Origin of the sequence: Nocardia sp. BMG51109 (assembly GCF_000526215.1) — a bacterium.
In the GTDB taxonomy this organism is placed as follows: Bacteria; Actinomycetota; Actinomycetes; order Mycobacteriales; family Mycobacteriaceae; genus Nocardia.
The window spans coordinates 7,724,112-7,744,810 of sequence record NZ_JAFQ01000004.1 but is presented as its reverse complement, the minus strand read 5'-3'; the positions used below and the strand labels follow the sequence as shown (position 1 = coordinate 7,744,810).

The following is a 20,699-nucleotide window of genomic DNA, read 5'->3' as shown; positions in this document are numbered from 1 at the left end:
GGTCGCCCCGTGATCGCGACCGACGGCCGTGCGCGGGCTCACGTTCCGTAACCCCACTGCTCCAGCGCGGCCGACACCTTCTCGACGCCGTCGACGGTGCGGATCGACGGATTCAGATCGGCGCCGCCCACCACGATGTAGCGGCGGTCGCGCACGGCACTCAGACGCGCTGTGACGGGGTCGGATTCGAGAAAGGAGATCTTGCTGTCCAGGCCGTCGCCGGTGATCGTGCGGCGGCTCAGGTCGGCGAGTACCAGGGCGGCCGGATCGCGGTCGAGCACGGTCTCCCAGCTCACCTGCGGCCACTCGTTCGTGGTGTCCTCGAACACGTTTCGGGCGCCGACGGCGTGCGTGATGATGCCCGACGAACCGCAGCAGCCCGCGACGTAGGGGGTATTCGTATCGGCGAACCAGAACGCCAGCGATGCCCGGCTCGCCGCGATCCGGCCGGCGGCCGCCTCGTAGCGGGTGCGCAGCTCGGTCACCAGCCGCTCGCCGCGCTCGCGGACATCGAACACCGCCGCCAGCTCCCGGACTTCCCGGTAGATCGCCTCCATCGTCAGTGGTCGGGTGCGGTTGCCGTCGGCGTTGACGCTGTTGTCGTCCATGCCGTCGCAGTCGGTCGGCGACAGGTAGGTCGGCACGCCCAGCCGCTCGAACCGGTCGCGCTCGGCGACCCCGCCGGGACCGAGGGTGCCGCCGAACGACGCGGAGACGAAATCGGGTTCGGTGTCGAGGACGACCTCGAAGGACGGATTGTTGTCGGCCAGGCGCGGCACCCGGGCGTTGGCCTCGGCGAGATTCGCGCGCACGGGATCGGTCCAGGTCGCGGTGCCGGCCATGCGATCGGCGAGGCCGAGCGACAACAGGATCTCCGCCGAGCCCTGGTTGAGCGCGACCGCGCGCCGCGGCGGCGCGTCGACGGTCACCCGGTGTCCGCAGTTGGTGAGGGTCATCGGGTGGCCGCCCGCGCCGGGCGCCGCCGCCCGGTCGGGACCGGAGGTCGAGCAACCGGTCGTCAGCAGAACGAGAAGTGCGGCGAAAACCGCGGCAGGACAGCGCATCTAGGCGTCGACTCCTTGCATCGGGGCCTGTACGCGAGGCCGGAATCACACTCGACGCGGGGAGCGATCGGACTTCACCCGAGGGTGTCACCGTTGCGCGCCAGTCCCGGATTCGCACCGGGTTCCCTCACCGCGTCACGGTCGCACAGCAACCGCGACGATGGTAACGGACGTTGCGATGTCCGGAACACGCGCATGCCAGGCGGGGACGGCCGTCAGGGTTCGGCGGCGATCGGCGTACCGCGCCCGCGCGCGATGGAATCGGCCGCCGGGCAGGATATCCCGGCGGGCGACGCGGGTGTGCTCGTGTCGGTGCCCGGCAATACGCTTGCCGCTGTGGACGCTTTCTCTCGTTCCTGGGCAGCCCTGCGCACGGCGGTTGCGGACCTTCCCGACGAGGACTTCGCCCGCCCGTCCGGATGTACGGGCTGGCTGGTGCGGGACCTGGTGTGCCACTTGATCATCGACGCGCAGGACGTGCTGATCACGCTCGTGACACCGGCGTACGCCGCGCCGACCCGCGACGAGGTGAGCTACTGGGAGGTCACCGATACGCCGCCGACGGGCGACCACCCGCTCGACGCGCTGACCGTCCGGCTGGCCGCCGCGTACCGGGAGCCGAGCCTGCTGAAATTCCACCTCGACGATGTCGGCTCTGCGGCCGGGCGCGCCGCCGAACTCGCCGATCCGAACCTGTCGGTCGGCACCCGCGACATGATCCTCACGGCGGGCGACTACCTCCGCACCTACGTCCTGGAGTGGACGCTGCACCACCTCGACCTGATCGCGCATCTCCCGCACGCGGCCGAACCACCCGAGGAAGGGCTGGCACGGGCCCGCAGACTACTGGAGAAGATCGCCGGGACGGCGTTCCCGGAGTCGCTGCCGGACAAGGACGCCCTGCTGATCGGCACGGGCCGGCGGGCCCCGACCGATGCGGAGCGGACCGAACTGGGCGACCTGGCGGCGCAACTCCCGTTCATCCTGGGCTGACTGCCGGGCCGCCGAGTATGCCCGGTGTTCGCCCGCGACCTATCAGGCGTCCGGCAAGTAGGCACCGGCAAGTTGTCCGGTCGAGTTACCGGAGAAAACCTGGTTCGTTCGATTGCTGGTAACCCGGGTTTCGTCGCCGTGGCATCGGCGCGCTACAGCCTCGTCGGCAGGACCAGCGAGGAGGACCAGATGGGCTATCAGTGGTGGCGCGGCGTGGCGCTGGCCGGAGCGGCGTTGCTGCTCTCGGCCTGCGGCCAGAGCGCGGTGAACGACGGCGGCGGCGACTCGCGCAATCCCGATGAACTGGTGTTCGCCGCGATTCCGAGCGAGAACGCGTCGAGCGTGCAGGCGAGTTTCCAGAACGTGATCGACCTGCTGCAGAAGGAGACCGGCAAGACCGTCCGGTTCCAGCAGGCCACCAACTACGCGGCCGTGATCGAGGCGCAGCGCAGCGGCAAGGTCGACATCGCGCAGTACGGGCCACTGTCCTACGTGGTCGCGCGCAACACCGGCGTCGAGGCGACGGCGATCGCCGCGCAGGTGCAGGAGAAGGGCCTGCCGCCCGGATACCGCTCCTACGGCGTGGTCGAGACCGGCTCGCCCATCCGGGACCTGGCCGGGTTCAAGGGCAAGAAGATCTGCTTCGTCGACCCGAACTCGACCTCGGGCACCCTCTACCCGCGGGCCGGTCTCGTCGATGCCGGCGTCAACCCCGACACCGACATCACCGCGGTGATGGCGGGCGGGCACGACGCGTCGGCGCTCGGTGTCGCCACGGGGCAGTGCGACGCCGGATTCGCCTACGACACGATGGTCGACAAGCAGCTGATCGAGAAGGGCCAGCTGAAGCCCGGCGACCTGACCACGGTGTGGAAGTCGGAGATCATCGCCGGTTCGCCGGTGGCGGTCAGCGACGACCTGGATCCGGCGCTGAAGGAGAAGGTGGCCACGGTCTTCCAGCAGCAGGCCAACGTCGACTATCTCGAGACGAGCGGGGTCTGCAAGCCCGGCGAGAAGTGTGAGGTCGACGACGCCGGCGACTGGGGCTACGCGAAGGTCGACGACGCATTCTTCGACACCGTCCGACACGTGTGTGACGTCACGAAGGCCGAACAATGCACGACCGCGTAGAGAATGCCGTCGAGTTCGCGGGTGTGACCAAGCGCTTCGGTCACACGGTCGCGCTGGAGGACGTGTCGTTCGACGTCCGGCGGGGCGAGGTGGTCGTGCTGCTCGGCCTGTCCGGATCCGGGAAGTCGACGCTGCTGCGGCACGTCGACGGCCTGCACACCCCGACCGGCGGCCGGGTGCTCGCGCTGGGGACCGACGTGGGCGAGGCGCGCGGCACGCGGCTGCGCGATCTGCGCCGCCGGATCGGGTTCGTCTTCCAGCAGTTCCATCTCGTCGGCAGCCTGTCGGTGCTGGAGAACGTGTGCACCGGCGCGCTCGGCCGGCTGCGCGGGCCGCGGCTCGGCCTGATCAGCTATCCGAGGTCGGTCCGGCTGGAGGCCGTGGAGCAGCTGGAACGGGTGGGCCTGGGGCCCCAGGTGTTCCAGCGCGCCGACACGCTGTCCGGCGGTCAGCAGCAGCGGGTCGCGGTCGCCCGGGCCCTCATGCAGCGGCCGGAGATCCTGCTCGCCGACGAGCCGGTCGCCTCCCTGGACCCCGAATCCTCGGCGCAGGTGATGCGGCTGATCCGGGACATCGCGGTGGAGCGGAACCTGACCGTGCTGTGCAGCCTGCACCAGGTCGAGCTGGCGCTGGCCTGGGCGGACCGGATCGTGGGGCTGCGTTCGGGGCGGGTCGTGCTGGACGGGCCCGCGCACAGCCTGGGCTCCGGTGCGGTATCGGCCGTCTACGGTGAGGTCCCGCTGGCGGCCACCGCATGACCGTTCGCACGCTGGACCGGCCGAAGGCCGCGCCGGTAGCCGGGACGCTCGTGCTGCTGGCGTTGTTCGCGCTGGCCGCGTGGGCGGTCGGCGACCTGCGGATCAACGCCGCGACGATGATCGACAGCGCCGGCAACGCCGCGGACTTCGCCGAGCGGATGTTCCCGCTCGACTTCCCGCCCGTCGGGGAGCTGCTGGGGCTCGCCGGGAAGACGCTGGCCATCGTCGTGTGCGCGACGCTGCTGTCGGTCGTGCTCAGCCTCGTGCTCGCCGTCCTCGCGGCGGGGAACACGACCCCGAACGGCGCCGCGCGGTTCGGCGCGCGGGCGGTCATCGTGGCGGCCCGCGCCCTGCCGGACGTGGTGCTCGCGATCGTGTTCTTCCGGGTGTTCGGGTTCGGCGCGCTCGCCGGGGTGCTGGCGATGGGCCTGCACTCGGTGGGCATGGTCGGCAAGCTCTACGCGGACGCGATCGAGCAGATCGACGAGGGCCCGCGGGCCGCCGTGCGCGCGGGTGGCGCCGCCTCCGGGCAGGAGCTCGTGGCGGGAGTGCTGCCGCAGGTGCTGCCCGCGCTCGTGGCGACCGCCCTGCACCGGCTGGATATCAATCTGCGGATCTCGGTGGTGCTCGGCTTCGTCGGTGTCGACGGGCTCGGTTTCGCCATCTCCACGTCGCTCCAGCAGCTGGACTACCGGCGCGGGATGGCGCTGGCGCTGATCGTGCTGGTGCTGTGCGTGCTGGTCGAGCTGCTGTCCGGGGCGGTCCGCCGAGCCCTGCTGCGCCCGAGCACCACCGTTCCGCCGCCGCTGCGGCCGGACCAGGTGAGTCCGCAGTGGACGGCGGGGCGGATCCGGAAGACCGCGTACGCGGCGCTGACCGTGCTCGTCGTGCTGGCCTCGATCCAGGGCGCCGGACTGTCGATGGGGCAGTTCTTCGGCGCGCTGGGCGATCTCGGGGATTCGATCGGCCTGTTCTGGCCGCCGAAGTTCATCCCCGGCCTGCTCGACGACCTGTGGGTGACGGTCAAGATCGCGCTCGCCGCCACCCTGCTGGGTGCGGTGCTGGCGGTGCCGCTCGGCGCGCTGGCCGCCCGGAACGTGGCGCCGCGCGTCGCTCGCGGGTTCCGGTTGGTGATCGTCGTCGTCCGGGGCATCCCCGAACTGGTGCTGGCGATCGTGTTCGTGGTGATCAGCGGGCTCGGCGCGGTCGCGGGCGCGCTCGCGCTGGCGGTCGGCGCCGTCGGATTGCTCGGCAAGCTGATCGCCGATTCGCTGGAGGAAGTCGACCCGGGCGTCGAGGAGGCGGTGCGCGCCACCGGCGCGGGTCGCTGGCAGGCATTCTTCTCCGCGACGTTGCCGCAGGCCGCACCGGCATTCGTCGCGCACGTGCTCTATCAGCTCGACACCAATATCCGCTCGGCCACGCTGCTGGGCATCGTCGGCGCGGGCGGGATCGGATTCGATCTGCTCACCGCGTCCCGGGTGCTGGAGTTCGGCGTCGTCACGGCGATTCTGCTGCTCGTGTTCGCGGTCGTGATGGCCGTCGAACTGCTCGCCGTCTGGCTGCGCCGCGTCGTCCGCTGAACCGGCGGGAATCCGGGCGCCGGATCGGGTCGGTGTCGAACGGTCGCCGTGCCGATGACCATCCGGTGATCGATGGGTTTCGATCCGGTCACGGTCGGCGGCCGGCGCGTTCGCGAACATCACGGTTCGGTGGCAATTGCGGGATTCCTGGCAGGAATCTCACATTCTTATTGCTGATCGGTAGCTGGCTGGCCTAGGTTCGAGATCCGGCGCGTGAAACCCGTCTGCTTCACAAGGGAGTCGGAGCAGGAGTCGATGGCGACGGACAACGATGGGTCGGGGCCCGATCGACGAACAGGTTCGCATTATGACTACATATCGCCTTTCGCCCGATCGGGCGCAGCAACCGCATATTTCCCGGCACGTTTCCGGCCCGGGGCTCGGCCGGGTGCTGGTGGTGGAAACCTATGCGACGACCGCCGAAATGGCGCTGATGGTGCTGTCCGCGGCCGGTTACGACGCGATGCGCAGCACATCCGCGCAGCAGGCCGTCGCCGCCGCGCAATGGTGGCGTCCCGACCTCGTCCTGCTCGATCTGATCCTGCCCGACCTGCCCGGCGTGCAAGCGTGCAGGCTGCTGCACGATCAGTCGCCCGCGCCGATCATGATCATGTCCACCGAGACCGACCCGGAGGTGATCTCGGCGGCCATAGCGGTCGGCGCGTGCGAATATTTGCCCAAGCCTTTCCGTACCGGGGAGCTGCTCACTCGTATTCACTCCCGCCTGCACGACTAGGAGACCGCGCCGCCGGCCCGAGGCGAGATTGATTCCGGACCGTCGAGCGGAAGAAATTCCGGGACTGTGCCCCGGAAGGGGCTCGATGCGATCGCGCCGGAATCGGTGTAGATCAAGGCCGTTGCGTCCGGTGAATCACAGCGGCGTCAGAAAGTCGTTGGGGCGGAAGCCGGTTGCCCGGACAATGGCGTCGGCGCGATATCCGCCCGCCCCGCCCCCGTTCCGAGTGCTGATCCGGTGGGCGAAACAACTGTTCCGGATGTTTACCTGCGGGCGCGGAGTCGTTGGTTCGCGGGCAGTTGTCCGGACAAGCTGAACCAGCAGGCTCTGCCTCGTGATTGGTTATCTGGAGATCGCGGACACGGTCGCCGCCGAACTGCACGGTTCCGCGCCGGGCACGCGGGTCGCGAGCGAGCCCGAACTGGCCGGCCGGTTCGGGGTGGGCCGGGCGGCCGCTCGGTCGGCGTTGCAGGAATTGGAGCGCCGCCTGCTGGTCCGCCGGGTGCAGGGCGCGGGGACGTTCGTCAACTCGCGCATCGACTATGTCATCTCACGCACCCGGCCGCCGTCGTGGCACGCGACCGTCGAGGCCGCCGGCGCGACACCCCGGTCGGTGGTGCGGGATGTCGAGCGGGTCGATCTGCCCGAGGCCGTCGCGACGCGGCTCGAACGGGAGCCGGGCACGCCCGCGCACCGCGTGATCCGCGAGTTCTACATCGACGACCTGCTGGCCGCCTGGACCGAGGAGTGGATCCCGGTCGATGTCGTGCCCAATCTGGACACCGCCCTGCAGGTCGTCGACTCGATCGACGCGGTGCTGCGGCAGATGGGCCGGGTCGTCCCGATCCGCGCGTGGTACCGGGTGAGCCTGGAGATGCCGCCCCCGCACGTGCTGCGCGAGCTGCGGGTGGAGTCGAGCTGCCCCGTGTACATGGGCGAGAGCCTCAGCCGCGACGCGGACAGCGGCCGGGTTCTGATGACCAGCGTCGGCTGGACCAGGGCGGATGCCGTCCGGGTGATCGTCGAGCTGTCCGAAACGATTCTGGAGGAACACCGATGACGGATGCCCTGAGCCGCGAACAGCGGTGTGCGCTGCTCGCCGAGGCCGAACGGGACGAGCTGGTCGCGCTGGCCGACGAATGCCTCGCCGACGGCGCCCCCGTGCGCGTGCTGACCGGTCCCGTGGTCGGCGTGGTCGTCGCGCAGGTCCGGGAACCCGTTCTGGCGGAACGGTTTCTGCTGGGCGACGTGCTCGCCTGCCGCGCCGAGGTCGAGCTGTCCGGGCGGCGCGGCTGGTCGATGCGCCTGGGTGACGACCGCGCCGCGACCCTGGCCGCCGCGGTGCTCGACGCGGAGGTCGAGGCCGCCCGCCCGGCCGCCGGGCGCGTCGACGACCTGTGCCACACGGTCGCGCGGCGGCGCACCGAGCGAGAGGCCGCGGAATGGGCCGAAATCGCCCCCACGATCGTCGAATTCGAGGAGCTGACATGACCGGAGTCGTGCTGGACCGGATCGCCGCGGCGACGTTGCGCCCGGATGAGTCCCGGCAGGTGTTCCGCGCGGTATTGGACGCGCTGTCGCGGCCCGGCCGGATCGAACAACTGCCGGCCGAACGTCTTCCCGCGACACCCGCGGCGCTGCTGCCGGTGCTGGCGCTGGCCGATCTCGGCACCGGCGTCGCGGTGCTCGACGACGGCGCGGCCTGGGCGGAGGTGATCGGAGTGGTCACGTCCGCACCCGAGGCGCCGCTGGGTACCGCCCGTTTCGTCGCCGCGACCCGGACACCGAGCCCCGGCGAACTGCGTGAGGCATGCCGAGGCCGAGCCCTCGCCCCGGAGGAGGGCGCCCTCGTCTGCTTCCCGGTGCCCGACCTCGACAGCACCGACCTCGGCGGCACCGCACCCGGTGGCACCGGAGTCGGCAGTGCCGGAATCGCTGGTGTCGGCGGCACGGCCCTCGCCGGTGAGAAAGTCGGCGTTACCGGAGTCGGCGGAACGAATGCCGTTGGTGCGGAATGGATCCTGTCCGGGCCCGGTGTCCCCGGCCGCCGCGCGCTGTCCGGCCCGGACGGTGCGCTGGTGGCGGCGCGGGCCGAGGCGGTGGCCGGTTTCCCGGCCGGTATCGATCTGCTGCTGATCACTCCGGACGGGCGGATGGCCGGGATCCCCCGCACGACCGTCATCGAAGGAAAGGATCTCTGATGGGGTATTCGGGAGCGCGCGGCGGGCTGGCGGCCATCCTCGCCGCGGAAGATCTGGTGCGCCACGCCCGCGACCACGCCCCGGCGCCGTGGGCGCCGACCGGGCAGATCACCGCCCGGTTCCGCCTGGCGGTGGACCGGGTGATGGGGGAGGGCGGCCTCTACCACGAGCCGACCGCCGCGGCGGCGCTGCGGCAGGCCGAGGGCGACACCCTCGAGGCCGCGCACCTGGTACGGGCGTACCGGTCCACATTGCCGCGGCTGGCGGTCAGCGAGCCCGCCGATCCGGACGAGATGACGGTGCTGCGCCGCATCGTGCCCGCATTCCGCGACCCGGGCGGCCCGCAATTGCTGGGCCGCACCACCGACTACACCGGCCGCCTGCTCGAACAGCCGCAGGCACAACCGGATTCGCCGGCGGACGGTCCCGAACCGGCGCCCGAGCGCACAGCCGAGCAGCGCCGGCCGGGCCGGTTCCTCGACCTGCTGCGCAAGATGGACCTCGTCGCCGATCAGCGCCTGCGCGACGATCCGGACCCGGTCGACATCACCCGGACCCCGGCCCGCCCGCCGGCCGCGCGGTCGGCGGTGCTGGCGTCGATGGCGCGCGCGGAGACCGGCGGCCTCGTCGGCCTGTGGTACCGGTCGATCCTCGGCCCGGACGGCGACGTCCACGAGGTGACGCTGGGCGAGGTCCGGCACGGCCGGATCCCGCTGCGGGTGCGCCACCCGCACACCGGAAATCCCGTGCGGCTGGGCGAGTTCCGGGCCTCCGAGGCCGAGGCGATCGAGAACCTGGACGGCGCCGACGAGGACCGCAGCAAGCTCGACGTCGGCTACGGGCTGTGCTTCGGCCACAACGAGCGCAAGGTGATCGCGATGGCCAACCTGGACATCGCCAACCGCCGCTTCGGCCGCACCGGCCCGCTGGAACAGCTGCTGCTGCTCACCACGGACGGACTGGATTCCACCGGATTCCTGGAACACCTGAAGCTGCCGCACTACGTCACGTTCCGCTCGATCGTGGAACGCAAGCAGGCCGTGCGGGCCGCCCTCGACGCCGGCGAGGAACCGGACGAGCGGGTCGCCGAACCCTTCGGAAAGGAATGCTGATGACCTCCACGATCGACCTGCTGCGGGAGACCGAGCAGGACCGGGGCATCCTGGACGACACCACCAAGCGGGAGATCCGGCGCGCGATCCTCACCGCCGTCTGCGTGCCCGGCTACCAGGTGCCGTTCGGTTCCCGGGAGATGCCCGTCGCGCGCGGCTGGGGTTCGGGCGGGCTGCAGGTGACGCTCGGCGTGATCGGCCCCGAGGACACCGTGAAGGTGATCGACCAGGGCGACGACGCCGGGGTCAACGCCACCAATCTGCGCCGCATGATCGCCTCGTCGGTCGGCTGCGCCGAATCCACCGACACCCGCGAGGCCACGGTCGTGCAGAGCCGGCACCGGATTCCGGAGGAGGCGCTCGGCGCGGAGCATGTGCTCGTGTTCCAGGTGCCCGTGCCGGAACCCCTTCGCGGCGTGGAGAAGTCGGTCGTCGAGTGCGCCCGCATGCATGCCGAGGACGACTACGCCAAGATCTGGGTCAGCCTCTACGAGGATCTGGTCCGCAACGGCATGATCACCAAGGGCAGCGGCTACCCGGTGCTGGTCGGCGGCCGCTACGTGATGGCGTCCAGCCCGATCCCGCGCTGGGACGTGCCCCGGTTCGATCACTGCGAACACCTGAACCTCTTCGGCGCCGGGCGGGAGAAGAAGATCTACGCGATCCCGCCGCACACCGACGTGCGCCCGCTGGCCTTCGACGATGTTCCCTTCGAGGTCGAGCACGCACCCGGCGCGCGGTGCCGGCTGTGCGGCAGCGACGACGTATTCCTCGTCGAGGCCGGTGCGGGCAACGGATACCTGTGCAGCGACACCGAATGGTGCGAGCGGCTGCGGTCCGGCGACGCCGACGTGGCCGCCCATCACGCCCGCGCGCCGCTGCATCTGCTGCCCGATCCCCACGCCCGCACGGCCGGGGCGAGCGCAGTCGAACCGTACGTGCCCCCGGCGCGCCGCACCGGCGGACCGGAGTGGGCCCTGCGCGTATCGGGTCTCGGGAAGGTGCACGGCCGGGGCGGCGGCGCCGCGGTGGCCGGCACCGGTCCCGAGCACGGGACCGCGATCAGCCCGGCCACCGGCGCGATCGTCGCCGCCTGGGACGTCTCGTTCGACGTCGCCCCCGGCGAGGCCCTCGGCGTGATCGGCGAGTCGGGTTCGGGGAAGTCCACCGTGCTCGGCTGCGTCATCGGCGACCAGGAGCCGACCGCGGGCCAGGTGCACCTTGCCGCGGTGGACGACGGAAACGTCGACGTGCTGCGCTTGCCCGCGGTGGATCGCCGTCGCCTGCGCATCACCGAAGTGGCTGTCGTGCACCAGGATCCGGCCGCGGGCCTCGATCTCGACGTGACCGCCGGCGGCAATATCGCCGAACGCCTCACCGCCGTCGGCTGGCGCGGCTTCCACGCCATCCGGCGCCGCGCCGCGGAGCTGCTCGACCGGGTCGAGGTCCCGCTGTCGCGGATGGACGATCCGGTCCGCACGTTCTCCGGCGGCATGCGCCAGCGCGTGCAGATCGCCAAGGCGCTGGCGACCGATCCGCCGGTGCTGCTGCTCGACGAGCCCACCACCGGACTCGACGCGTCGGTCGCGGCCGGGGTGCTCGACCTGCTGCGCGGCCTGCTCGCCGAGCGGGACGTGGCCGCCGTCGTGGTCAGCCACGACTTCGCGGTGATCGAGGCGCTCACCGACCGGACCGTGGTGATGCAGCTCGGGCGGATCGTCGAGCGCGGCCTGACCGATCAGCTGTTCCACGACCCGCACCACCCGTACACACAGCGGCTCGTCGCCGCGGCCAGGAGGTGACACCCATGGAGCCCGTTTTGACCGTGCGGGGACTGCGCAAGACGTTCGTCCTGCACACCATCGACGGCCGGACCGTCGAATCGCTACGCGGCGTCGATCTGGACGTGCGGGCCGGTGAGCACATCGCGCTCGCCGGTCCCAGCGGTGCCGGCAAGTCGTCGCTGCTGCGCTGCGTCTACCGCACCTATCTGCCCGACGCCGGCGAGGTCCGGCTGCACACCGGCGAGGCACCGGTGGAGCTGACGGGCCTGGCCGACCGGGCGATGGCGCGGCTGCGCGGCCGCGAGATCGGCTATGTGTCGCAATTCCTTTCGGCGCCGCCCCGGACCGGACCGTGGGAGGTCGTGGCGGCGGCCGCCCGCCGCCGCGGCCTCGATCGCGCGGCGGCCAAGGACGCCGCGGCGGCCTCGCTGCGGCGGCTGAACCTCGACGAGGCGCTGTGGGACATCGACTGCGGGGTGCTGTCGGGCGGAGAGCGGCAGCGGGTGAACCTGGCCGCGGGCACCGTCCGCCCGCCGCGGCTGCTGCTGCTCGACGAGCCGGTGTCGGCGCTCGACCCGGCGAACCGGGAGGCCGCCCTCGAACTCATCGATTCGCTGACCGCACAAGGGGTTGCCGTGCTCGCCGTATTCCACGACCTCGACGCCATGCACCGGCTCGCCGGCCGGGTCGTGCTGATGTCGGGCGGCGTGGTCGACAGGTCGGGCAGCCCGGCCGAGCTGCTGGCGGGTGTCGCATGAGCACCGCGATCGCCACCCCCTGGACGCTCGCCGCACCGCCGGCGGACTACGTGCTCGGCCACGTGCGGGCCGTACTGTCCGACCGCATTCTCGAGGACGCGCGAATCGTGGTCCGCGACAACCGCATTGCCGCGGTCGACCCGCATCCGGCGGGTTCCGCCGCCGACGTGGACGGCCAGGGCCTGCTGTGCCTGCCCGGGCTGGTCGACACGCACAGCGACGGCCTCGAGAACGAGCGGCTGCCGCGGCCGGGCGCCGAACTTCCGGTCGAGTTCGCCATGCTGTCGTTCGAGGGCAAGCTGCGCGCGGCGGGCGTGACGACGGTTTTCCACGGCGTCGGATTCGAGGAGAGCCACGGCCGCGGCATGCCGCGCACCGTCCAGCAGGCGAGGACGGTGTGCGGGGCGGTCGACTCCCACCGCGGCGGTCTCATCGACCACCGGATCCTGTACCGCCTCGACGTGCGCAGCGCGGAAGGGCTTGCCGCGCTACAGGATCGGCTCGACCGCGTGCCCGACGGCGCGCTGGTGTCGCACGAGGACCACACGCCGGGACAGGGCCAGTACGCCGACCGCGCCTACTACGAGCGCTACCTGGCCGGGCGCCGGGGGATGTCCGCGGCCGAGGCGCGCGACCACGTCGACCAGCTCATCGCCGACCGCGACCGCATGCTCGGCGTGCGCGAGCAGTCGCTGCGCTGGCTCGGCGCCCGCGCTGAGCGGATCCGGCTGCTGGGCCACGATCCCAGCTCGGCCGAGGAAATCGCCGAGCTCGTCGGCCGCGGTGGCACCATCGCCGAATTCCCGACCACGGTGGAGGCGGCCCGCGCCGCGCGCGAGCGCCGCCTGCCGGTCGTGATGGGCGCGCCCAACATCCTGCGCGGGGGCTCGCACAACGGGAACGCCTCCGGGCGGGATCTCGTGCGCCAGGGGCTGGTGACGGCGGTGGCGTCGGACTACCTGCCGTCCGGCCTGCTCGCGGCCGCGATGCTGCTGGTCGCGGAGGGACTGGCGACCCTGCCGGCCGCCGTGGGGCTGGTCACCAGCGGGCCAGCGGAGGTCGCCGGACTGGCCGACCGCGGCCGCCTCGCACCGGGTTTGCGGGCCGATCTCGTGCTCGCGGAGGCACGTGCGCCGTGGCCCGTCGTGCGGTCGGTGCTGTCGGTGGGAGGCCACCGATGATCGGAGAGGGGATTCCAGTCGCACCCGAAACACTCTTGGGCACTGGTGAATTCGTGCCGCTGCCGGGTTGCGGAGGATCGGTGGTGACGGCGTCGGTCACGCCCGGGGTTCGCCACAACCGGACCGGCCGCCGCCTGTGGACGAGCCATGTCTGCCGCATCCGATCGGCGGGACCCTGGGCGGATTCGGCTCTCGCCGAGTCGCTGTGGTCCTGCGGGCGGGGAGGTATGCGGTGACCGACATCGAGATTCCGGAGGGGACCCACCCGGCGCTGGCGGCCGTGGCCCGCGCCGCGGCGGCGGCATTCCACGACGCCCGGGCCCGGTACGCTCGCGCCGAACTCGCGGAGAAGGTGGCGATGGGCGCCGACGGCACCCCGACCACCCGGCTGGACCTGCTGGTCGATTCGGCCGTCGCGGACGCGGCCGCCGCCGCGCGGGTCAACCTGATCACCGAGGAGATCGGCGTGGTGGACAACGGCTCCGCCGTCACGCTGGTGGTCGACCCGGTCGACGGCACCGCGAATGCCGTTGCCGAGGTACCGTTTTCGGCATTCGCCGGGGTGGTGGCGATCGACGGCAAGGCGACCGAGTCGCTGACCACCTGGCTCGACACGGGCCGCAGCTGGCACGCCGAGACCGGCGAGCCGGTGCCCTGGCGCACGACCGGCCGCCGTCGTCTCGACGGCGCGGCGGTGAGCCTGCTGCGCCCGCACCGGGAGAACGAGGAGGCGTGGCTGCGGGTCGTCCGCCGGGCTTCCCGGGTGCGCATCCTGTCGAGCAGCTGCCTCGAGGCCGCACTCGTCGCCCAGGGTTCCACCGACGCCTTCGCCGACGCCGGCTCCGACACCCACCGCATCATGGATATCGCCGCCGCGGCCGTCCTTGTCCCCGCGGCGGGCGGCGCGGTGATCGACGCCTTCGGCCGCCCCGTCGAAATAGATCCGGACCTCAGCCGCCGCTGGTCCGGTGTGGTCGCCGCCACCCCCGAACTGGCGGATGAACTCGCCGCCGAGATCCGTGGCCTCGGTGCGTAGCCGACGCCGTCCGATTTCCTGGGATCGTTCCGAGCGATGTTGGTGCGGCGTGAATTCCGGACGCGAGCATGCGGAGTGCCGCGCTGCCGGACCGGGTTCGGATGGCCGTCGAACGCCGAGCACGCCGGGCGGTCGACGCACCCGCCTACCGGTTCGGGTGAACCCGGCCGACCGACGACGTCGGAGCGTCCCGGCCCGAACGTCGACCCGAACCGGTTACGTACCGAAATCCCGGACGCGCGGCATCGGCCGGCTCGAGGATCGGAGGACCGCAACGCGGGGGAGAGGACCGGTGCAACGGCGTGCAGTGGTTCCGCTGCTTCAGCGCCGTCCCGGGCCGGTGGGATGGAGCTGGTCGGCTGTCAGGGCGTCGACGAGGCCGTTGAGTTCGTCGACCAGGGGAGCGGCGCCGCCGTTGTGGGCGAGGTTGTGTAGTTCCAGCGGGTCTTCCTGGCGGTCGTAGAGTTCGTAGTCGAATTCGGTGCGGGGCCCGTCGAGGGAGTCGGGGGTGGAATAGCGGGCGAAGCTGTAGCGGGGTGTGATGGCGCCGCGCAGGCAGTATCTGACGCCGGGGCTCTGGCCGCCGCTGGATTTGGCGTCCGAGGTGAGCAGGAGGGCGTCGCGGACGCTGCCGCCGGGGGCGGACAGCAGCGGGCTCAGGTCGCGGCCGGCGACCGGGCCGAGAAGGTCGGTGCCGGCGAGGGCGGCCAGCGTGGGGACGATATCGATGTGGCTGGTCAGGCCGGTGACCGTGGTGCTGTGGGTGGCGGGGTTGCGTGGGTCGGCGATGGCGAGGGGGACGCGGTTGTTCTCGCGGTAGATCATCGCGCCCTCCTGCCGAAGCCCGTGCGCGCCACCGAGTTCGCCGTGGTCGGCGACCTTGACGACGACGGTGTTGCCCGCGGCCGCGCTGCCGTCCAGGGCGTCGAGCACCCGGGCCATCAATTCGTCGGTGTGGCGCAGCAATTCGAGATACCAGTTGCCTCACTGCCGCCATTGTTGTTGTCCGAGTGCGGAGTTCACCTCGTTGGGCATGACGCCGCCGACGGCCTCGTTCATGGTCCGCCACACGCTCTGTACCCGCGGCTTGGTCGACAGGTCGGATTCGAAGTTCGGGGGGACGTCGGCGCCGTAGTCGGGAACGGCGTCGAGCCGGTAGAACCGCGGGCAGTACATCATGTCGTGCGGGTTGACCATGCTGACCACACACAGCCACGGATCGGGACCGGTGCCGTTGCGGCCCAGCCAGTCGACGGCATGATCGACCACGCCGGGGTCCTCCTGCAGCCCCTCGTTCGGGCCGCCGCCGGACAGAATGTCGTACGCCTCGTCGAATCCATAGCCCGACAACGCCGTCGGGTCGGGGCCGACGGGATCGGACAGGTGCCACTTGCCGATGTAGGCGGTGCGATAGCCGGACTTCTTCAGCACGGTGCCGAGCGTGGGTATCGCGGTGTCGAGATCGGCGCTCGCCGTGCTCATTCCGCCGAGCAACTGCCCCATCGGATCGTTGCCCTTGACGTTGTCGGTCATCCGGCTGTCCGGCGCGTGCAGCCCCGTGAAGAACGTCGAGCGGGCCGGCGTGCACGGCGCGGTCGGCGTGTGATGCATGGCGAACCGCACCCGCCACCCTCGATCCTGGCCCGCGCGGGCAGGGTGAAACCTTGCGGCAGTACGACGTCGGCGCGTTCCTGATCGGTCATGATGACCAGGATGTTCGGGCGGTCCGCCGGGGCGGCGCCCGCCGGTGCGGAACTCAGCGCACCGACAGACGGAACGATCGGTGCGGCGGCCATCATGGACAGGATCCGCCGCCGGCTGGGATGCGGATCCGGGGTTCGAGGAGCGGTGGGGGCCACGGTAGAACCTTCCGTCGAGGGACAGGAGTGTGGGGTGTCGTGCGGCGGTCGATCGGTTCGCCGGTTTCACCGCGCCCCCATCCGATTCGCCTTCCGGTGATCGAATGGGCCGGTGTCCCGGCCGTGCTGTGGCTGGCGGCCCGCACGCCGCGAGCGGGTGCACCGCCTACTTGCGGACGAGGCCGCGGAGCGTGTCGGTGAAGACGGCGGTCAGGGCCGCCTGATCGAGACGTGCCCGCCGGCTCGACAGTCCCCGGAAGACGCCCGCTCCTCGGGCAGTGACATGCGACGACACCTGGCGGACGCGGCGGTGCCGAACGTGGCGTTCCTCGTCTGCTACGGAATGATGCGCAGGGTCTGCGTCCGGTCCGTGCGCGCCGGTTTCTTCGGTGATGCCGTCGGCGGAGTGTCGTCTCCCGGCGCCGGACCGTTGTTGCGCATCTGTTTGCCGAGCCAGCGCCGCAGCTGTTCGAACCGGGTGGTGCGGGCCGGCCAGAACTCCTGCACGGTGGCGTTGAACTCCGCCCCGAGAATCACCGCGAAGCCGAGGAAGAAGGTGAACAGCAGGAAGGCGATCGGGGTGGCCAGCGCGCCGTAGCTGATCCCGGCGCGGGTGATCCAGGCCAGGTAGCGCCGCAGGATTTCGCTGGCGGCCATGAAGAACAGGCCCGCCACCAGCGCGCCGCCGAACAGGCGGTGCCACGGCAGCGTCCGGTGCAGGGCGAGTTTGTACAGCGTGGTCAGCCCGACGATCAGCAACAGCGCCGTGGCCGGGTAGTAGAAGCCGTCGAGCAGCTGTAACCCGGGCTCACGCCAGCTATCGGGCAGCACCCGGCCGATGAGGGTCGGGCCCAGCGCCACGAGCGGCAGCACGAACACCGCGACCACCAGGAACAGCACGTACAGCAGCAGCGCGAAGATGCGCTGCCAGACCGGGTGGCGGGCGTCCTGCTGGTCGTGGGCGCTCACGATGGAATCGACGAAGGTCGCCATCGCCGACGAACCGGCCCACAGCGACAGCACGAACCCGAACGACACCACGGCGCCGCGCCCGCGCCCGAGCACATCGGCGACGGTCGGGGCGATCAGGTCGTCCACCACGGTCGAGCTGAACAGGTTCCGGCTGAAACTGATGATCTTGCTCTCGACGATCTCCACCGTGTCGGGCCCGAACCACCCGCCGACATAGCCGAGGCTGCCGAGCAGCCCCAGCAGCAGCGGCGCCAGCGACAGCGTCTGCCAGAACGCGGCCGCGGCGGACTTGGCGAAGATCGAATCGTTCCACGCCTTCACCGCGACACGCGCGATGACCTGCCAGGTCCGGTGCAGCGCGTGCCCGATGCGACGACGAACCGCCGCAACCGGACCGGCTGCGGCGCGGCGGGCGGCAGGTCCGTCGTGCGCATTCATCGTGCCTACAGCATCGCCCACGGCCGTGCCGTATAGGCAAATGGCTGGAGAACGTGTCGCGTGTGCCGTCCGGAGCGGTGGGCCATCTCACATATCCCCGGGACCGGGCGTGGCGCCGTCGGCGGCCGATGGCGCGCCGGCCGAGCCGCCGAGGGAGAAAGCAGGTGGCACAACCCCTTCCGCAGCCGGCGTGATCGGCCGGGCGCGATCGGCGAATCCGCCGGGCGGTCGAAGCCGAGCGCGCGTCGGATTGGCTTGGTGTCGGTGGGGGTCGCTAACCTCTGTGGAGTGACTTCGGGTGGTGCTGGTTCGTTACGTGCATGGCAGCGCAGGGCTCTCACCAAATACCTGACGTCGCAGCCACGCGATTTCCTCACGGTGGCGACGCCGGGCGCCGGTAAGACGACGTTCGCGCTGCGGCTCGCCTCGGAGCTGCTGGCCGACCGCACGGTCGATCAGATCACGGTCGTCGCGCCGACGGAGCACCTCAAGCACCAGTGGGCTGCCGCGGCGTCCTACGCCGGGATCGCGCTGGACTCCAACTTCTCCAATTCCACGGGCGGCACGTCCGGCGACTACCACGGCGTGGCCGTCACCTACGCCCAGGTCGCCTCGCATCCGTTCAAGCATCGGGTGCGCACCGAGAACCGCCGCACGCTGGTGATCCTGGACGAGATCCACCACGCCGGCGATGCGAAGAGCTGGGGCGACGCGGTCGCCGAGGCATTCGACGACGCGACCCGCCGGCTGGCGCTGACCGGTACTCCGTTCCGCAGCGACGATTCGCCGATCCCGTTCGTCACCTACGAGCCCGACGAATCCGGTTTCCCGCGCTCCAGCGCCGACTACTCCTACGGCTACTCGGAGGCGCTGGCCGACGGCGTGGTGCGTCCGGTGGTGTTCCTCGCCTACTCCGGCGACGCGCACTGGCGCGACAGCGCGGGCGAGGAGTATTCGGCCCGCCTGGGCGAGCCGCTGAGCGCGGAACAGACGGCCCGGGCCTGGCGCACCGCGCTGGACCCGGCCGGTGACTGGATGTCGAAGGTGCTCACCGCCGCCGACACCCGCCTGCGCCAGCTGCGGGCCACCGGCATGCCCGATGCGGGCGGCCTCGTGATCGCCACCGATCAGGACCGCGCCCGCGAGTACGCCGAGCTGCTGCAGCACATCTCCGGAACGAAGCCGACGGTGGTGCTGTCCGACGATCCCAGCTCGTCGGGCCGGATCGGCGAGTTCGCGGCGAATACCGAGCCGTGGATGGTCGCGGTGCGCATGGTGTCCGAGGGCGTGGACGTGCCGCGCCTGGCCGTCGGCGTATACGCCACCAGCGCCTCGACGCCGCTGTATTTCGCCCAGGCGATCGGCCGCTTCGTCCGCGCCCGCAGGCAGGGGGAGACGGCGAGCGTCTTCCTGCCGTCGGTGCCGGTGCTGCTGGATCTGGCCGCGCAGCTGGAGATCCAGCGCGATCACGTCATCGGCAAACCGCATCGGCAGAAGGACGGCCTCGACGACGAACTGCTGATCGAGGCCAACAAGCAGGAGGACGAGCCGGGCGAGGAGGAGCGCAAGTTCGTCGCGCTGGCCGCCGACGCCGAGCTGGATCAGGTGATCTACGACGGCGATTCGTTCGGCACCGCGACGTTCGTCGGCAGCGACGAGGAGGCGGATTACCTCGGCATCCCGGGCCTGCTGGATGCCGAGCAGATGCGCGCGCTGCTGCGCGAGCGCCAGACCCGCCAGATCAGCGAGCGCAGCGAGGCCGCCGCGGCCCCGGCGCCGGAACCCGGCCCGAGCGCCGCGGCCGCGGCCGAGCGGGTCGCCACCGCCGACCGCCTGAGCGAACTGCGCCGCGAACTCAACAGCCTGGTCGCCATGCACCACCACCGCACCGGCAAGCCGCACGGCGTCATCCACGGCGAGCTGCGCCGCGAATGCGGTGGGCCGCCGACGGCCCTGGCGACCACGGAGCAACTGTCCCAGCGCATCTCGGCGCTGCGCCGGATGTAGTTCGGGTGGTGAACGTGGCTTCGCCGATCGCCGCGGTCGTGGCCTTGCTCTGAGACATGGACCCACAGGATCGGCCGGTCCCCGACGCGGCGATGGACTATGATGCGATTTTCGCGCACGACGGCCGCTGCCGTGGCGACGAGGACTTCGCGCTGTACCTGTTCCGGTGGTCGGCGGTGTCCTCGGGACGGTCGGATGCGCAGCGACGCTCGGGCATCAGCGAGCGAAGTATCGGCCCGGTGAGATGCCGACCGCGCGGCGGAAGGCGGCGACGTAGGTGCTGGGGGAGGCGTAGCCGACTCGGTCGGCGATGCGGGCCAGTGGGAGTCCGGATGCCAATAGTGGTAACGAGGCCGCCAAGCGTATCTGGGTTCGCCACTGCCCGAAGGTGATTCCGGTTTCTGTGAGGAACAGCCGGGCCAGCGTGCGCGGGCCGGCAGCGGCCTGCGGGGCGAATTCCGCGAGCGTCCGGTCGTCGGTCGGGTTGTGCAGCAGTGCCTCGGCGACGACTCGCGCCCGGGGGTCGGTGGGCATCGGCGCGCCCACGGGGATCACCTCGACCGGTTCGAGGAGATCGAACACCACCGCCTCGGCCCGTCGCCGGCGATCCGGGTCGAGGGTGTCGCGGACACCGTGCAGTTCACCTGTGGCGCTGCCTTTTTCGTAGTTCCCTCCGGTGAGGTAGTCGAACAGCTCGTGCAGCAGGCCGCCGACCCGCAGCAGCGCGGGTGCGGCGAACCGCACCGGGCAGCGGTCCGGTTCGACGAAGATCCCGCGCATGGCCGCGCCGTCGGAGGTGCCGGTGCGATGCACCAGCCCGCCGGGAATCCAGAGGGCCCGGGTCGGCGGCAGCACCCACTGTCCGCCGTCGGCCTCCACGGCCAGGACTCCTCGTGAGGCCCAAGCGATTTGGTGCTGCGGGTGCCGATGCGGCTCGAACCAGTACCCGGCGGGGAGCGTGCCCACGCCGAACATCATCGCGGTGGGGCCGGTGGGAGCCGCGGCATTCGGAGGTTGACCGTTTAGCGACACGATCTGTCAGCGTAGCGTCTCGCGGCCAGCGTCGCGGGCTCCTACCGTCGGCTC

19 protein-coding genes and 1 riboswitch are annotated in these 20,699 nt (G+C 71.2%); of the genes, 14 read left to right on the top strand and 5 right to left on the bottom strand.

The genetic code is table 11. The features are described 5' to 3' along the window. Positions 1-38: 38 nt before the first annotated feature. Complete coding sequence (locus D892_RS0136435; protein ID WP_024805979.1) at positions 39-1,064, bottom strand: ABC transporter substrate-binding protein; 1,026 nt, start codon at positions 1,062-1,064, stop codon at positions 39-41. Between the two features lie 40 nt (positions 1,065-1,104). Beyond that, a riboswitch (cobalamin riboswitch) is annotated at positions 1,105-1,236 on the bottom strand. A gap of 164 nt (positions 1,237-1,400) precedes the next feature. Here D892_RS0136435 and D892_RS0136430 point away from each other — a divergent pair. The 13 genes from D892_RS0136430 to D892_RS0136370 all read left to right on the top strand — a co-directional run bounded on the left by D892_RS0136430 (position 1,401) and on the right by D892_RS0136370 (position 14,337). Then, positions 1,401-2,057: a maleylpyruvate isomerase N-terminal domain-containing protein gene (locus tag D892_RS0136430; RefSeq protein WP_024805978.1), complete on the top strand. Its 657-nt coding sequence runs from the start codon at positions 1,401-1,403 to the stop codon at positions 2,055-2,057. 189 nt (positions 2,058-2,246) lie between these two features. Further along, positions 2,247-3,188 carry a phosphate/phosphite/phosphonate ABC transporter substrate-binding protein gene (locus D892_RS0136425; RefSeq protein WP_024805977.1) on the top strand — a complete coding sequence of 314 codons (942 nt, stop codon included), beginning with the start codon at positions 2,247-2,249 and terminating at the stop codon, positions 3,186-3,188. Then, complete coding sequence (gene phnC / locus D892_RS0136420; RefSeq protein ID WP_024805976.1) at positions 3,173-3,946, top strand: phosphonate ABC transporter ATP-binding protein; 774 nt, start codon at positions 3,173-3,175, stop codon at positions 3,944-3,946. The genes D892_RS0136425 and phnC overlap by 16 nt, the downstream gene beginning before the upstream one ends. After that, complete coding sequence (gene phnE, locus D892_RS0136415; RefSeq protein WP_024805975.1) at positions 3,943-5,529, top strand: phosphonate ABC transporter, permease protein PhnE; 1,587 nt, start codon at positions 3,943-3,945, stop codon at positions 5,527-5,529. Before phnC ends, phnE begins: the two co-directional genes overlap by 4 nt. 307 nt (positions 5,530-5,836) lie before the next feature. Next, positions 5,837-6,265, top strand: a complete 429-nt coding sequence (locus D892_RS43010; RefSeq protein ID WP_198037078.1) for a response regulator — start codon at positions 5,837-5,839, stop codon at positions 6,263-6,265. 334 nt (positions 6,266-6,599) lie between these two features. Beyond that, positions 6,600-7,325, top strand: coding sequence for a GntR family transcriptional regulator (locus D892_RS0136405; protein WP_024805973.1), 726 nt, complete (start codon positions 6,600-6,602; stop codon positions 7,323-7,325). Next, positions 7,322-7,756, top strand: coding sequence for a phosphonate C-P lyase system protein PhnG (locus D892_RS0136400; protein WP_024805972.1), 435 nt, complete (start codon positions 7,322-7,324; stop codon positions 7,754-7,756). Before D892_RS0136405 ends, D892_RS0136400 begins: the two co-directional genes overlap by 4 nt. Continuing rightward, positions 7,753-8,466 carry a phosphonate C-P lyase system protein PhnH gene (phnH, locus tag D892_RS0136395; protein WP_024805971.1) on the top strand — a complete coding sequence of 238 codons (714 nt, stop codon included), beginning with the start codon at positions 7,753-7,755 and terminating at the stop codon, positions 8,464-8,466. Before D892_RS0136400 ends, phnH begins: the two co-directional genes overlap by 4 nt. Next, positions 8,466-9,578, top strand: a complete 1,113-nt coding sequence (locus D892_RS0136390) for a carbon-phosphorus lyase complex subunit PhnI (RefSeq protein WP_024805970.1) — start codon at positions 8,466-8,468, stop codon at positions 9,576-9,578. The genes phnH and D892_RS0136390 overlap by 1 nt, the downstream gene beginning before the upstream one ends. Next, a complete protein-coding gene (locus tag D892_RS0136385; RefSeq protein ID WP_024805969.1) occupies positions 9,578-11,380 on the top strand; it encodes an alpha-D-ribose 1-methylphosphonate 5-phosphate C-P-lyase PhnJ in 1,803 nt (600 codons plus the stop codon). The genes D892_RS0136390 and D892_RS0136385 overlap by 1 nt, the downstream gene beginning before the upstream one ends. Positions 11,381-11,385: 5 nt before the next feature. After that, positions 11,386-12,120, top strand: a complete 735-nt coding sequence (locus tag D892_RS0136380; protein WP_024805968.1) for a phosphonate C-P lyase system protein PhnL — start codon at positions 11,386-11,388, stop codon at positions 12,118-12,120. Beyond that, the gene (locus D892_RS0136375) at positions 12,117-13,301 is read left to right on the top strand and encodes an alpha-D-ribose 1-methylphosphonate 5-triphosphate diphosphatase (protein WP_024805967.1); all 1,185 of its coding nucleotides are present in this window, start codon (positions 12,117-12,119) and stop codon (positions 13,299-13,301) included. Before D892_RS0136380 ends, D892_RS0136375 begins: the two co-directional genes overlap by 4 nt. A 232-nt stretch (positions 13,302-13,533) precedes the next feature. Further along, entirely contained in the window at positions 13,534-14,337 is an 804-nt protein-coding gene (locus D892_RS0136370) for an inositol monophosphatase family protein (RefSeq protein WP_024805966.1), read from the top strand. Positions 14,338-14,658: 321 nt separating this feature from the next. Here D892_RS0136370 and D892_RS0136360 read toward each other — a convergent pair whose 3' ends face one another. The 3 genes from D892_RS0136360 to D892_RS0136350 form a co-directional block, all read right to left on the bottom strand. Next, positions 14,659-15,303, bottom strand: a complete 645-nt coding sequence (locus tag D892_RS0136360) for a sulfatase-like hydrolase/transferase (protein WP_024805965.1) — start codon at positions 15,301-15,303, stop codon at positions 14,659-14,661. 18 nt (positions 15,304-15,321) lie between these two features. Continuing rightward, positions 15,322-15,948, bottom strand: coding sequence for a sulfatase-like hydrolase/transferase (locus tag D892_RS0136355; RefSeq protein WP_156959851.1), 627 nt, complete (start codon positions 15,946-15,948; stop codon positions 15,322-15,324). A 584-nt stretch (positions 15,949-16,532) separates the two neighbouring features. Further along, a complete protein-coding gene (locus D892_RS0136350; RefSeq protein ID WP_024805963.1) occupies positions 16,533-17,606 on the bottom strand; it encodes a YhjD/YihY/BrkB family envelope integrity protein in 1,074 nt (357 codons plus the stop codon). Positions 17,607-17,894: 288 nt separating this feature from the next. Between D892_RS0136350 and D892_RS0136345 the strand changes: the two genes are divergently transcribed. Further along, positions 17,895-19,613 (top strand): DEAD/DEAH box helicase family protein, encoded by a 1,719-nt coding sequence (locus D892_RS0136345; RefSeq protein WP_036567731.1) that lies wholly within the window; start codon positions 17,895-17,897, stop codon positions 19,611-19,613. A gap of 216 nt (positions 19,614-19,829) precedes the next feature. Here D892_RS0136345 and D892_RS0136340 read toward each other — a convergent pair whose 3' ends face one another. Beyond that, the gene (locus tag D892_RS0136340; protein WP_232236418.1) at positions 19,830-20,588 is read right to left on the bottom strand and encodes a helix-turn-helix transcriptional regulator; all 759 of its coding nucleotides are present in this window, start codon (positions 20,586-20,588) and stop codon (positions 19,830-19,832) included. Between the last annotated feature and the right edge of the window lie 111 nt (positions 20,589-20,699).